The 13662-nt window shown below is 44.6% G+C and carries 12 protein-coding genes; 4 read left to right on the top strand and 8 right to left on the bottom strand.

The features are described 5' to 3' along the window. Window positions 1-121: 121 nt before the first annotated feature. From MOTHE_RS01775 to MOTHE_RS01740, 8 genes are all read right to left on the bottom strand, one after another. Complete coding sequence (locus MOTHE_RS01775) at window positions 122-358, bottom strand: transposase (protein ID WP_011391966.1); 237 nt, start codon at window positions 356-358, stop codon at window positions 122-124. A 69-nt stretch (window positions 359-427) separates the two neighbouring features. Further along, window positions 428-1678 carry a glucuronate isomerase gene (locus tag MOTHE_RS01770; protein ID WP_011391965.1) on the bottom strand — a complete coding sequence of 417 codons (1251 nt, stop codon included), beginning with the start codon at window positions 1676-1678 and terminating at the stop codon, window positions 428-430. A gap of 42 nt (window positions 1679-1720) precedes the next feature. After that, on the bottom strand, window positions 1721-2536 hold the full coding sequence (locus MOTHE_RS01765; RefSeq protein WP_196769054.1) for an SDR family NAD(P)-dependent oxidoreductase: 816 nt from the start codon (window positions 2534-2536) through the stop codon (window positions 1721-1723). Then, window positions 2505-3536: a uroporphyrinogen decarboxylase family protein gene (locus MOTHE_RS01760; RefSeq protein ID WP_011391963.1), complete on the bottom strand. Its 1032-nt coding sequence runs from the start codon at window positions 3534-3536 to the stop codon at window positions 2505-2507. The genes MOTHE_RS01765 and MOTHE_RS01760 overlap by 32 nt, the downstream gene beginning before the upstream one ends. Window positions 3537-3567: 31 nt before the next feature. Continuing rightward, complete coding sequence (locus MOTHE_RS01755; RefSeq protein WP_011391962.1) at window positions 3568-4848, bottom strand: TRAP transporter large permease; 1281 nt, start codon at window positions 4846-4848, stop codon at window positions 3568-3570. Window positions 4849-4873: 25 nt separating this feature from the next. Further along, complete coding sequence (locus MOTHE_RS01750; protein ID WP_011391961.1) at window positions 4874-5341, bottom strand: TRAP transporter small permease; 468 nt, start codon at window positions 5339-5341, stop codon at window positions 4874-4876. A gap of 90 nt (window positions 5342-5431) precedes the next feature. Then, window positions 5432-6439, bottom strand: coding sequence for a C4-dicarboxylate TRAP transporter substrate-binding protein (locus tag MOTHE_RS01745; protein WP_011391960.1), 1008 nt, complete (start codon window positions 6437-6439; stop codon window positions 5432-5434). Window positions 6440-6835: 396 nt separating this feature from the next. Beyond that, window positions 6836-8068 (bottom strand): ROK family transcriptional regulator, encoded by a 1233-nt coding sequence (locus MOTHE_RS01740; protein ID WP_011391959.1) that lies wholly within the window; start codon window positions 8066-8068, stop codon window positions 6836-6838. Between the two features lie 430 nt (window positions 8069-8498). On the opposite strand from MOTHE_RS01740, the gene MOTHE_RS01730 reads away from it, so the two are divergent. The 4 genes from MOTHE_RS01730 to MOTHE_RS01715 all read left to right on the top strand — a co-directional run bounded on the left by MOTHE_RS01730 (window position 8499) and on the right by MOTHE_RS01715 (window position 13646). Continuing rightward, window positions 8499-9143, top strand: a complete 645-nt coding sequence (locus tag MOTHE_RS01730; RefSeq protein WP_011391958.1) for a bifunctional 4-hydroxy-2-oxoglutarate aldolase/2-dehydro-3-deoxy-phosphogluconate aldolase — start codon at window positions 8499-8501, stop codon at window positions 9141-9143. Window positions 9144-9330: 187 nt separating this feature from the next. Continuing rightward, window positions 9331-10353 carry a sugar kinase gene (locus MOTHE_RS01725; protein ID WP_011391957.1) on the top strand — a complete coding sequence of 341 codons (1023 nt, stop codon included), beginning with the start codon at window positions 9331-9333 and terminating at the stop codon, window positions 10351-10353. A gap of 204 nt (window positions 10354-10557) precedes the next feature. Beyond that, window positions 10558-12606 carry a sodium-translocating pyrophosphatase gene (locus MOTHE_RS01720; protein ID WP_053094593.1) on the top strand — a complete coding sequence of 683 codons (2049 nt, stop codon included), beginning with the start codon at window positions 10558-10560 and terminating at the stop codon, window positions 12604-12606. Window positions 12607-12839: 233 nt separating this feature from the next. Continuing rightward, window positions 12840-13646, top strand: a complete 807-nt coding sequence (locus MOTHE_RS01715; protein ID WP_011391955.1) for an IclR family transcriptional regulator — start codon at window positions 12840-12842, stop codon at window positions 13644-13646. Window positions 13647-13662 lie beyond the last annotated feature (16 nt).

Raw genomic sequence — 13662 nt, 5'->3', positions numbered from 1 at the left:
ATATTACATGCTCGCCGAATAGCAGCTTCTTGGGCTATTTAAATATTTCAACATAAAATTAGCGGTAGGGGGAAACGGTTCATATCAATAAAGGCTAGCCTTATCTAGGCGGGTAATTTACTCATTTAAAGGCCGAAATTCGAGCACTTTCTTTGATATGCTGGCCATTAACTACCAAGGGGTGTACTAGTTCTGGCTCCAACATTTTATAAATCGGTTCCAATATATGCCGGCGCTTTCCTTGGGCCACATGAGTACACCCCTTCTCTTTCAGCCAGTCTATCAATGCCAAAATATCATCAGTCTTGTTACCAAAGGTCTTAATCTCTTTCCCTTCGGTGGTGATTACGCAAGCCACAATACTCCCCTAAAGATTTTCATTCTGCAGGCTCCGCGTTAGCGGCATATATGTCTACTATTAATACCATTAAACATTTCGCCCGACAAACTTCCAGAAATTATTGCCAAACAAATCCTCTATATCCCTCTTAATTTCTTCTTCTGTTACTCTCCAACCGCTTTCTAAAAGATCTAGGTACTTTTTAGTCAGAACATCGGCTATTATCTTCCTGGCATGTACCCATTTATAGATGAGATGTTCCAGGACGCGAGCATCTGAGTGCTGGGGAATAAATGACAAACCCAAATTTTCCAATCGCATATTTGTAATCTCTTCAACTATCATGGGATTATTTAAAAACCACCAGCAACCAAATACCATTAAATTCCTAAATTTCCTTGCTGTTACTACAAGTTCATGTTGATTTTCCCTAGATAGCATGGTTACTAAAAATTTATTTTCAGGATAAGTCCTGCACAAGTATTCGATTGCCCTTATATCAGCTTTTCCTAAAGAATCCGCCGCCAGGCCTAACCTGGGGTTTATTGATCTCCTCACCCCAATCATTAAAGCCAGGGGAATATTTAATTCCCTGCAAATTGGGAGGACGCATTTTTCTAGTATTCTCGAGCGGCAGGAATCTTCAGGAACCATAAAATCTGGTGGTAATGAGACCGCTAAATAGATGGCATTGGTTTTTTCAATCCAATAACGAAGAAAACGTCTTATTTCAGTTAATGTATTCTCATCCAGCTTCTTATCAACCAAAAAACCCATTTGATTTAAGTACTCATAGTTTTTTTCATAGTTATTCAAAAGTACATCAAGTCTTAGGGCAGCTTTAAATCTCGGATCTTTATTGCCTTTCGTTTCCCATAATTGTCTTTCTTTGGGATCAAAGGGATCATTAGTCATAACAACTTCTTTTATTCCAGCTATCGCAAAAATCCTATCAACATAATCAAATGCCGGAATCGAGTTGATTTGTTCCCTGAAGACACGTAAATCCCTTACATTTAAATCCATCCCCAGTTCTTTCAACGTCGTTAAAACACCGCGCTGAGCCTCACTCACAGGTGAGTGCTCTAAAAATAATGTCTGGAAGATTAGTTCAGCCTGCTGTGTTTTGGATAGATTAAAAAAATCTTCATAGTCCATGGTAGAATATCTAAAAAACTCGGCAACAAGATAATGATAGGTTAACAGCTCGTCTATTCCATATAATGATAGATCTCCAAAATTGGGTGGATAAAGATGGGTATGGATATCTGTTACACGAACCTGCTCTACTTCCTTGGTCACTACCAATGCTAAATTTTCTTGTGTGATCACCGGCATTTTATTCTCCTCCATTAAACCTTTTCTAGTTTCTCTGGTAAACTAGCTCATAAATAATCCACCATTAACATCTATAGTTTCACCAGTTATATAATCGGCATAATCAGAAGCTAAAAACAAAGCCGCTCCAACAATATCCTCTGGTGTTCCCGCACGCTTCAATAAGATTTCTGACGCCATTTTTTCAAACACCTGCGGTGGAGTAATCTCGGGGTTATGAAATGGTGTACGTATTAGGCCAGGGGCAATAGCATTCACAAGTATATTATAGTCTGCCAGGTCCCGGGCCAGGGCGCGGGTAAAAGTGCTAATCCCCCCTTTGGCCGTTGCATAGGTAATACTCCCCGCACCGCCACCATTCTTAGCGGCCACAGATGTTATATTAATTATCTTCCCTTTACCCTGAGCTTTCATCATAGGGAAAACAGCCTTTGTCACCAGGAATACGGATTTTAAATTTACATTTATAATCCTATCCCACAATGCTTCATCAACTTCTTCAAATCTAGCCCTTTTTATCATCGAGCCTGCGTTATTTATAAGGACATCTATCCGGCCAAATCTTTCTTTAATTTTACTAACCATAGCGTCTACTTGATTTTTATCAGAGACATCGCCCCTCACTACTAGTGATTTTTTTCCCATCTGTTCAATTTCTTGCGCCAGACTTAGCGCAGCCTTTTCACTGTTGTTATAATGGATTACAACATTAGCCCCATTTCTGGCAAAACCTAAAGCCATAGCCCGACCAATGCCAGTGCTGCTACCTGTTATCCAGACAATTTTTCCTTCAAAAGAAAACATCTGCTTTATTCGACCTCCTTCTTTAATAATTAGCTGTAGCTTTAATAAGGGCATGGATATTTCTTCCTGGCGTTCCGGGTGAAGTGCCGCCACCAGCTGATAAGATAATCCCCGCCTTGTTACCATGCTGATTCAAGCAATTCACAGCCGCCTCTGCTACCATATCAGGCGTGCCGTTGGTGAGTACATCAAGAGGCGGAATATTTCCCAATAGGCATATTTTATTACCTACTAACTGTCTTACCTTGGCTATATCCTGCAGATGGGTAAAGTTAAAAATATTTATAGACAAATCCTGTAAGTAGCTAAAACAAACTATATTGTCCGAATCGTTATGATACATTTTTATGCACTGAGGAAAAGCATCAAAAATTTCTTTTAGGTAAGGATGCGCAAACTCCAGATAATCATCCTGAGAAAGGAAACCGACTATATCGTCCAAAACCATAATACCTTCAACTTCACTCAAAACCTCGGCCTGTGCTTCCAACCAATTTTTAGCAAGCGTGGTAGTCTTTTTCAACAATTTATGGGTGTTGGCCGGATCGGTTTTCAGCCCTATCAAGAAGTTGGTGACACCCATCAGGTGGGAAGCAATGGTCAAAGGTCCCCTAGCAGCAACTACTTTTATACACCGGCCGAGATCTTTCACCTTGGGTTCGATATTCCTGTAAATATTTAGCACAAAAGGCATCAAGCCGTCAGTCTGGGGATTAGGAACAAATATATCCTCCGCTTCCTCAGGAGAATTAATTATATGATTTATCGTTGGCGTCCTGTCAGGATAAAAATTTATTTTACAGCCAAAGCCGGACGGTTCTGTTGCCATCCCATACTCAACCCAGAAACCGGGTAAAAAGATTATCTCTGGAAAATCTTTAATAATTTTTATGTTTGCTTCCAACCATTTCTCAGGTATTGTGAAATAATCCATTGTAGATATGCCTACGTATCCTGGAATCCATGGGCTGTCAACGATTAAGCCGACCGGTACCTGAATGAGTTCTTCCATATTAACACATTTTTTGATAATAGACCATTGAGATAAATTCATAGTTAAGGGTCCTCCCTAGCAAGCATTATAGTTATTTCATTAATCCCGGTAGAAATAAGCTTAGCTTTGGAAATGCAATTAATATAGCAATTAAAATCATTAACGCAAGAAGGAAAGGCAAACTCTCTTTTACAAAATCTTCTATTGGGATATTGCCAAGAGAGCAAACTGTATACATATTTACCCCTACAGGGGGTGTAATCCCGCCAATCTGAATCATTATCGCCATTATGATACCGAAATGCACGGGATCAAAACCTAGTTTTGTTACAATCGGAAGGAAAATAGGTGTTAACAATAAAATGTTAACTGTACCTTCCATCAACATCCCGGCTACCAAAAGAAAAGCGATAATTGTACCCATGACAATAAAAGGATTGTCAGATATCCCGACGATAAAGCTTGCCATCTTCACCGGGACTTTTTCATATGCCAGCACATAACTTATGATTGCCGCCATTGAAATGATAAGCATAATCATCGCGTTATCTTCCGCACAGTTTTTTAAGGCCTCTTTTAATTTTAACCAGTCCAATTCACGATATATAAATTTACCGACTAAAAATGCGTAAACTACCGCAAAAGCCGCTGCTTCAGTCGCGGTGAAGATGCCGAATCTGATAGTCATCACTAAAAACACAGGAAATAGCAATGCCCAAAAACTCTCTTTGACGGCAGAAATTAATTCTTTAAAAGACTTCTTTTTGTTCTTTCCATCAGCGTCATAGCCTCTTTTTTTTGCATATATATAGGCTGTAAACATCATTATTAAACTCATAAGGATCCCTGGAATAATCCCTGCAATTAATAATTTCCCAATAGAAACCTGGCCGACAAATCCATATAATACTAAGCCGATGCTGGGCGGTATAATCGCCGTACTTAAGGACCCACAAGCTAAAACTGCCGCTGAAAACCCATCATCGTATCCTCTTTTGCGCATTTCCGGCAACAAAATTCGGGTTTGCATGGCTACATCGGCATTAGAAGAACCAGATACGCCACCCATGAGCATGCTTAAAACAATCGAAACATGCGCCATTCCTCCTACCAGGTGTCCGGTTAACGCGTCGGCTAATTTCATTAAGCGCGAGGTTATACCAGACGCGTTCATGATATGGCCCGCTAAAATGAAGAAGGGTACCGCCAGGAGTGGATAAGATTGCGTACCTGTTATCATCCGCTGAACTACCACCGGTAAAGGCACGCTGACCTGAGTTAAAAAGTATATTATTCCCGATATTCCAAGCGTAAATGCTATAGGCATGTTTAATAAAAGTAAAATGATGAACGTTAATACTACGAGTAACACTTTATTCTCCCCGCTCCTCTTAGAATTAATTCTTAAGGTCCCATATTAAAACCAGTATCCTAACTATTATCGTTAGACACATTAAAAATGTTCCAATTGGAATAGCCATAGCAACAAACGAGTAGCTAATCGGCAAATCACCTAAAATCCTTCCGTTATTTGCAAGGGTAAGAGACATTCCAAAATAGGTAACTAAAACTAGAAATGCCAACATCACTAAAAGAACAACTATCGATATAAAATTTCTAATCCTGACAGGTAAACGCTGCGTAAAAAAGTCTACACCCAAGTGTCTATCCTTTCTCAAAACCTGGTCAGCGCCAATATATATAAGCCAAACAAACAAAGTTTCAGCAATAGTATCAGCTCCATTAATAGGAAATCCTATATAACGTAATAACGATGAAAAAAATATTAACAACACTATAATACCCAATAACCATATCGATAAAAAACTTTCAATTTTATCAACCATCCGGGCAAATCGTTGCATTTTATCTATCTTCCCCTTCCCATTTGGGTCATTATGGTGGTATGCTCGAACAATCGACATACCACCATAATGATTTAATAAAACATTAGATTATTTCCCTAACACTTTATTGACTTCCTGGCGCAAATCCTGGTAGTTTAATTTGCTATATACTATTTCTGACTTTGTTTTAAAGGGTTTAATATCTACTTCTTTAATTATAGCGCCAGTTGCAGCCATTTTATCTTCTAATTCTTTTTCACTCGCCAAGACCTTGTTAGTAGTAAAGTCTCCGGCCTTAATTGATTCTTCTATCAGGATTTGCTGGTATTCTTTGGGAAGTTGTTCGAACCATTTTGTTCCTACCACTAAGCAATTCCAGAGCTGAATATGGCCGGTTTTCGTGATATACTTGGCAACCTCATAAATTTTAGCACCATAAGTCGCAGAATCTTGGGCTTCGGCGCCATCAATGACTCCCTGCTCTATAGCAGGATAAGTTTCAGTCCATGGTAAAGCAACAGGAGTGGCCCCCATAGCTTTGATAGTTTCCTGCCAAACAGGTGAGCCAGGAGTTCTTATTTTTAATCCATTTAGATCTTCAGGTGTAGAAATTGGTTTTTTAGTTATAAAATGGCGAGCACCAGCGTAATAATTGAACGAAAGTACAGTTAACCCTTTTTTCTGGGCAAGTTCATCCGTCCATTTCTTTACAAGATCAGATTTTAGCAATTTTTGCATCTCGTTTGCATTGTCGGTAAGATACGGCGCTAACAAAATACCCATCTCCGGTACCCATACTCCTAGCCGTCCAGCGTCCGAATTAACCGCTACGTTCCCGCCTAGCATTGCCTGTTGAAGTAAATCTTCATCGTTACCCAACACACCGTTGGGATAAAGCTCAACCTTTACTTTGCCATTTGTCCGTGCTTCTACCCCCTTTTTGAACTCAGCATAGCCTTGATATATAGGATCCTGCTCATTTATTACCATATGAATTTTAAGGGTATATGTGTTGCTATCCTGTTGTTTATCTGCCGGAGATTTACCACATGCGCTCATAATTAGCATTGCTATTAACAATAATAATGGTAGAATTAATTTTTTCCACTTAAACATTTTTATTTCTCCTTTCTAGGTTATATTTACCATATTGAGTGCCTGTTTTTTGCTTTAAATTCGACGTTCAACACCTCTTACATTACTTTTGAGTTAAACCCTCTCACCTCCTATATGCTAAATTTTTTCTATGCATCCCCCCTTAAAAGAATTGCTTTACCCAATATTGATTAGTTCAATAAGCTTGCAAACTATATCATTCATTTTGCTTTTTATATGCCTATATATTTTTTATGTACAGGATGATCTCCATCCGCCTGCAAACTTGATAGTCTTCTTGAAACACTCCCCAATTAACACCATATCGAACCTCTGCAAATGCCGGTTAAAGTCATTTCCCGTATCAATGTGCCAAGAATTTGGGGCGTAAAGGCAAAAATATAAAACGTAAAGCTATTAAACACCCAGCAGTGCATCGACCCCTCCCTCAAACAGTGCTCGAATCGCTATAGCGCATGCACCATAAAAACCAGTATCCTTCCTCATGGACGAAAGTTCAATTCTCACCTCCCGCACCAGCTCAGGGAAAGCATGTTTTTGCACGCTTTCAATCAGGGGGTCTAATAAACTATTACCTGCTTCGGCCAAAATGCCCCCGATAAAGATGGCTTCCGGATTAAAGACATTGATAATAGCGGCAATAGCTTTACCAATATACCAGCCAGCCTGCCTAATCAACTTTTGAGCATATGATCCTACATTATTAGCATTTGCCATAATATCTTCTATTTTTACTTCGCCTTTCTCTAGCCAAATTGCTTTCAAGGGATCTTTTTGGTTATATAACGAGAGTTCATTATTGGCCTTGCGAACCAATGCCGGGACTGCACACAAACTCTCAAGGCAACCATTATTACCACAATTACAAAGAGGTCCGTCTTCGTCGATCACGAGATGGCCGATTTCACCAGTATAGCCCCGGAATCCATATGCCAACATACCATTCAGAATAATACCCGCACTAATGCCTTCACCCAAGTTAATATAAGCCATATTTTTAGTTTCCTTACCCCGGCCAAAACAATATTCAGCCATCGCCGCTGCATTAGAGTTATTTTCGACAAAAATCTTAATTCCAGTCATTTCCTGTAACCAATTTTCAATCGGGATATCCCGCCATTTTTTACCCAAATTGGGCGAACGTTTCACTACCCTTGTACTAATGTCAACCAATCCCGGATAGGCTACTCCCATGCCCAAGATATTTTTGCTTTCAATGCCACTTTCAATTATCATTTTTGTAACCTCGTCGGCTAGTCGACTTAGACCTTGTTGAGGATCGGTCATGTCAATATTGTATTGTTTAAGTATTAATGGTTTTGCATCGAGGTTAACCATGCCCAGTGTGGTACTGTTTCTTGTTATTTCTGCCCCAAGTACATATCCGGAATCCGGGTTAAATTGCAACTTAACAGGGCGCCTTCCACCGTTAGATTTTCCCAGGCCTTTTTCAATAACGTAACCTGATGCTACTAGGTCGCGTACAATCCCTGTTATCGCCGCCGGCGTAAGGCCAGTTAACTTGGCTAATTGTTGTCGAGAAATGGTATTATGCTTTCTGATAATATTGAGGATGCTAATCCTGTTTAGCTTTTTTACTAGCTGTAGGTTCCCTACCTCATTGCTCATCCACAACTATTCCTCTCGGCATAAATAGCTCTATCACCCAAATGGTTCTTAAGGTAGAGCTATTTAATTAATTAATTTTATTTTATTGAGTGGCTTTGTCTTTATTAGATATGCTTTTAGTCGTTTTTATGACGATTTTATGATGACTTTTTTAACAGTGTTTATTATATTCGACGTCCATCATCATTTTCCTGCTAGTTTTTACACCCTTTATAAATTTTTTGTACTTAATTTTTTATGCTTGCTTGTTAAGAAGGTTTTTTTGTATAAGAAAGAAATTGAAAGGGGCCCGAGTTTGTTTATAAATTGAAGTAACTAAAAATGGTCGCTAAAAATTTTTGCTAAAACAGAAGGAGTTTTTTACCGGACAGAGAATATATTTATCATAGTAAACCGTTGTTTTATATAATGAACCAAGGAGGGTATGGCAATGCAAAAACTAAAAGTAATGCAGCGAATTATTGACTGCGGCATTGTAGCAGTAGTACGAGCTGAGAATCCTGAGCAGGCATTAAAGATTGCCGAGGCGGTTAAAACAGGAGGAGTGGAAGCAATTGAAATTACCTTGACTATACCGGGGGCCCTGGATGTTATCCGGGAACTGGCCACCACCTACCGGGAAGGTGAAATCTTAATTGGTGCCGGTACAGTCCTGGATGCCACTACCGCCAGGATGGCCATCCTGGCTGGAGCCGAATTCCTCGTTAGCCCCTGCCTGGACGTGGAGATGGTAAAGACTTGCAACCGCTACCAAAAGGTCTGCATGGCCGGGGCGATGTCCATAAGAGAAATAGTCGAAGTTATGGAAGCCGGCAGTGATTTCGTCAAGTTTTTCCCGGGCAGCGCTTTTGGGCCGGAAATGGTTAAAGCAATCAAAGGGCCATTGCCCCAGGCGCCAATTATACCCACCGGCGGTGTCAGCCTGGAAAACGTCGCCCAGTGGATCAAAGCCGGATGTGAAGCTGTAGGAGTTGGCGGCGAGCTGATCAAAGGAGCCAAAACCGGCAATTACGAGCTGGTAAAAGAAACAGCCCGGAAGTTTGTATCCGCCATCCGGGCCGCCAGAGGATTATAAGGGGCATCCGGTTACGGCAAATGGTCCATACACTGGTAGTTACTAACAACTGGCCTCTCAGTTAACCGTTGTTGCAACCACTAAGGTTGTTTTAGAAGGGTCCAACCGAAACAGGATGAATGCCAGGAAGCCCAGATGCATGGAAGTGGTAAATAATTTTTTCGAAAAACAAGGGAGGTAGTTTTCCATGGCCAAGATTATTACCTTTGGAGAAATCATGTTGCGTTTATCGACGCCGGAGTACCAGCGTTTTGTTCAAGCAGAATCCTTTAACGTTACTTACGGGGGCGGCGAGGCCAACGTCGCCTGTTCCGTGGTCAATTATGGTGCCGAGGCCGCTTTCGTCACCAAAGTCCCGGCCAACCCTTTGGGCCAGGCAGCCATCAACCACCTGCGCCGTTACGGCGTGGATACCAGCCATATCCTCCAGGGAGGCGAACGCCTGGGGATCTATTTCCTGGAAACCGGGGCCTCCCAGCGACCTTCAAAAGTTGTTTATGACCGTAAGTACGCCAGTATCGCCGGGGTACAGCCGGGTGAATTTGACTGGGCCAGGATTTTTTCCGGAGCTTCCTGGTTTCACTTTACCGGTATTACCCCCGCCCTGGGAGAAAATGTAGCCGCTGTCACCCTGGAAGCTGCCCGGAAGGCGAAAGAAATGGGCCTTACAGTTAGCTGTGACCTTAACTACCGCAAGAACCTCTGGACTCCTGAGCAGGCCAGGGCGACCATGACGGAATTAATGACTTATGTTGATGTAGCCATCGGCAACGAAGAAGATGCGGAGAAGGTTTTTGGCATTAAAGCGGCTGCTTCCGATGTTACCAAAGGGGAGATTAACGAAGAAGGTTACCGCCAGGTGGCCAGGGAGCTATTAAATCGCTTTAACCTGCAAAAAGTAGCCATCACCTTAAGGGAGAGCTTTTCAGCCTTTGATAACGGCTGGTCGGCCCTCATCTACGATGGCCAGGAGTTTTACCGCTCGCGCCGTTACCAGATCCACATTGTGGACCGGGTCGGCGGCGGTGACGCCTTTGCCGGCGGCTTAATCTACGCCCTGACGGAAGGCTTTGCCCCAGCAGAGGCCCTGGAATTTGCCGTGGCTGCTTCCTGCCTGAAGCATACCATCCCAGGCGATTTTAACCATGTCACCCGCGAAGAAGTTTTGAGCCTTATGCGCGGCGACGCTTCCGGCAGGGTACAGCGATAAACAGAAAACCCTGGAGTTTAAGGCTCCAGGGTATGTTTTGAATTTATTTAGCTTATTTTCGGAAAATCAATCACGGTGACCGATGCTCCTCCGTGAACCATGAAATCACTAGCTGCAAAAAGCATGAATGACAAGGAAGCGAAATTTAGCACAATAAATCAAATGGGCAAGGCAAAAATCTATTTGTAGAGGTGAAAAACGAAAATGGAGCTGTTTCCCATTATCCCTGCCGGTGGGATCCTGGCCCTGCTGGTGGCTCTCTACATGACCAGTAGTGTTTTAAAAGAAGATACCGGTCCTAAGGAAATGCAGACCATTGCCGCGGCTATCAGGGAAGGGGCCATGGCCTTCTTGAACCGCCAGTATCGCACCATTGCGGGCCTGGCCCTTATCGTAGCCGTGCTCCTGGCCCTCCTCACACGCCAGTACCACACAGCCGTCGCCTTTATTACCGGAGCCTTTGCCTCGGCCTTATCAGGTTATATCGGCATGTACGTGGCAGTCAACGCCAACTTGCGGGTGGCCGCCGGGGCGCGTAATAGCCTCAATAAAGCCCTGACTGTTGCCTTCCGCGGCGGTGCCGTTACGGGCCTGGCCGTTACCGCCCTTTCCCTCCTGGGGGTCACCTCCCTCTTCTACGCCTTTGGTGGGGCCACCAATCCCACCCGGGCTCCCCTCGATATTGTCGGCTTTGGCTTTGGTGCCAGCTTTGTCGCCCTTTTTGCCCAGCTGGGCGGTGGTATTTACACCAAGGCTGCCGACGTAGGGGCCGATTTAGTGGGTAAAGTAGAAGCCGGCATACCCGAAGACGATCCGCGCAATCCGGCCGTCATCGCTGACCTGGTGGGTGACAACGTCGGTGACTGCGCCGGCCGTGGTGCCGACCTGTTTGAATCTACGGCGGCAGAAAATATAGGAGCCATGATCCTTGGTATAGCCCTGGTGCCGTTCTTCGGTGTCAAAGGCATCGTCTTCCCCCTGGTAGCCCGGGCGGCAGGGATTATTGCCTCTATAATCGGCATGTTTTTCGTCAGGGCCGAAGAAAACCAGGACCCCATGGCCGCTTTGAACCGGGGTTATATCGTTACCAGTATCCTGGCTATAATCTTTCTCTATCCTATCAGTCGCTATATGTTGAGTGGCCCGGGGATTAACTTCATCTATTTTTACGGCGCCGGGATCATCGGCATTGTTTTAAGCTTCATCTTTGTCCTCATTACCCAGTACTATACTTCCTACGACTACCGTCCGGTCAAGGAGATCGCCCGTGCCTCTATAACCGGCCCGGCGACGAACATCATCTCCGGTGTAGCTGTGGGCTTTGAGAGCACGGCGCTGCCTGTCGTCTTTATTTCCCTGGCCATCCTGGGTGCTTACTGGCTGGGACTGAAAAGCGGCCTTCCCGGTGGCGGCCTCTATGGCACCGCCGTGGCAACCATGGGTATGCTCAGCACGGCGGCCTACATCCTGGCCATGGATACCTATGGTCCCATTACCGATAACGCCGGCGGCATTGTCGAAATGTCCGGCGCTCCGGAAGAAGTCCGGCGGCGCACCGACCGCCTGGATGCCTCCGGCAATACCACCAAGGCCCTGACCAAGGGTTATGCCATCGGCAGTGCCGCCCTGGCGACCTTCCTCCTCTTCTCGGCATATATCGACGAAGTCAAAATAGCCCTGAATATCAAAGGCAATTTCCCCGTAGATATCGGCAAACCCGAAGTCTTTGTCGGCGCCTTCATCGCCGCCATGATGGTCCTGCTGTTCAGCTCAACCGCCATCCGTGCTGTAGGCAACGCCGCCCAGTACGTCATCCTAGAAGTCCGGCGCCAGTTTAAAGAGATTCCGGGTATTATGGAAGGCACGGCCAAGCCGGAGTATGGCGCTTGCGTTGATATTGTTACCAGGGGAGCTTTGAAAGAAATGGTCTTACCTGGCTTGATTGTCGTCATTACCCCCATCATTGTCGGTCTGGTGTTGAAAGCCGAGGCTGCCGCTGCCTTTCTCATGGTAGGGACCATCACCGGCGTCATTGTGGCCCTCTTCCTCAACAACGGCGGCGGTGCCTGGGACAACGCCAAGAAGTATATCGAGCTGGGCAACTTTGGCGGTAAAGGGTCGGAAGCCCATAAAGCCGGTGTTGTCGGCGACACCGTAGGTGATCCTTTTAAAGATACTGCCGGGCCATCCCTGCACGTCCTGGTAAAACTCATCAGTACCATTACCCTGGTCCTGGCAGGATTATTTATCTAAAGGGCCTCACGTTCCCCAAGCAGAAGCCCACGATTATGGCTGGTACTGGTGGCCCCGGGTTCATGGTTTGGGCCGGAAATGTTATAATAGCATATGCGGCGCTGTATTTGACCCCGGGGCCGTTATCTCATTAAATGGATATTCTTCTATTAGGCAAGCTTTACTATAGCAAAAATCGATTGGCAAAAGTCTTACCGTAATCCTGTACGATTTTACTTCTGGAGTGAATAGCATTGTCCCAAGTTGAAGGTCATGTCCAGTCGCTGGAGAAGGCCCTCAAAATATTAGAAGCTCTGGCGGCGGCCGGAGAGGGAATAGGTTTAAGCGAGCTCAGCCGCCGGCTGAACCTAAATAAAAGCACCGTTTACCGCATGCTTTCCACTTTGAAGGCTTACGGTTACGTTGACCAGGAGGAGACCACGGAAAAATATGTCCTTGGCTTGAAAATCCTGGATCTAAGTGGCAGCCTATTAGAAAGGCTTGACGTCCGGGCCGTTGCTCACCCCTACCTCAAGGAACTGGCTGACGCGACCCAGGAAGTAGCCCATATGGTTATCAGGGATGGTGCCGAAGCTGTTTATATTGACAAGGTGGAGGGTAACCGCACCATTCGCATGCACTCCCAGATCGGTCGCCGGGTGGCTCTTCACTCTACTGCCGTGGGTAAAGCCATCCTTGCCTTCCTGCCGGAGCAAGAGGTAGTAAAGATTGCCACCGACCGGGGTTTGCCCCGCTTTACACCGCGAACCATTACTACTATGGCATCTTTACAGGCCGAACTGGCCCGGGTAAGGGAACAGGGATATTCAGTGGACGATGGCGAAAATGAAGAAGGAATTCGTTGTGTCGGTGCACCCATCTTTGATCATAGCGGCCAGGTAGTAGCTGCTTTAAGCGTTTCCGGCCTAACTATAAGCGTTACACCGGAAAGGGTACCAGAGCTGGGAAAAATGGTCGGCCACGCCGGGCAGGAGATATCCCGGCAACTGGGTTTTAAACCGGCGACCGCGGAGCGCTCTTTTCCTAGTCGGCTTCTTTGATTTCGCTTATTAGTTT

Source organism: Moorella thermoacetica (assembly GCF_001267405.1).
GTDB lineage: Bacteria > Bacillota > DSM-521 > Neomoorellales > Neomoorellaceae > Neomoorella > Neomoorella thermoacetica.
The sequence above is the reverse complement of the archived record's forward strand: the minus strand, read 5'-3'. Positions and strand labels throughout refer to the sequence as shown.

Excerpts from the sequence above, each read along its gene's own strand:
- MOTHE_RS01720 (WP_053094593.1), top strand. The coding sequence starts at position 10,558 with ATGGAGCTGTTTCCCATTATCCCTGCCGGTGGGATCCTGGCCCTGCTG.
- MOTHE_RS01725 (WP_011391957.1), top strand. The coding sequence starts at position 9,331 with ATGGCCAAGATTATTACCTTTGGAGAAATCATGTTGCGTTTATCGACG.
- MOTHE_RS01770 (WP_011391965.1), bottom strand. The coding sequence starts at position 1,678 with ATGCCGGTGATCACACAAGAAAATTTAGCATTGGTAGTGACCAAGGAA.
- MOTHE_RS01765 (WP_196769054.1), bottom strand. The coding sequence starts at position 2,536 with ATGCCCTTATTAAAGCTACAGCTAATTATTAAAGAAGGAGGTCGAATA.
- MOTHE_RS01740 (WP_011391959.1), bottom strand. The coding sequence starts at position 8,068 with ATGAGCAATGAGGTAGGGAACCTACAGCTAGTAAAAAAGCTAAACAGG.
- MOTHE_RS01750 (WP_011391961.1), bottom strand. The coding sequence starts at position 5,341 with ATGCAACGATTTGCCCGGATGGTTGATAAAATTGAAAGTTTTTTATCG.
- MOTHE_RS01730 (WP_011391958.1), top strand. The coding sequence starts at position 8,499 with ATGCAAAAACTAAAAGTAATGCAGCGAATTATTGACTGCGGCATTGTA.
- MOTHE_RS01745 (WP_011391960.1), bottom strand. The coding sequence starts at position 6,439 with ATGTTTAAGTGGAAAAAATTAATTCTACCATTATTATTGTTAATAGCA.
- MOTHE_RS01760 (WP_011391963.1), bottom strand. The coding sequence starts at position 3,536 with ATGAATTTATCTCAATGGTCTATTATCAAAAAATGTGTTAATATGGAA.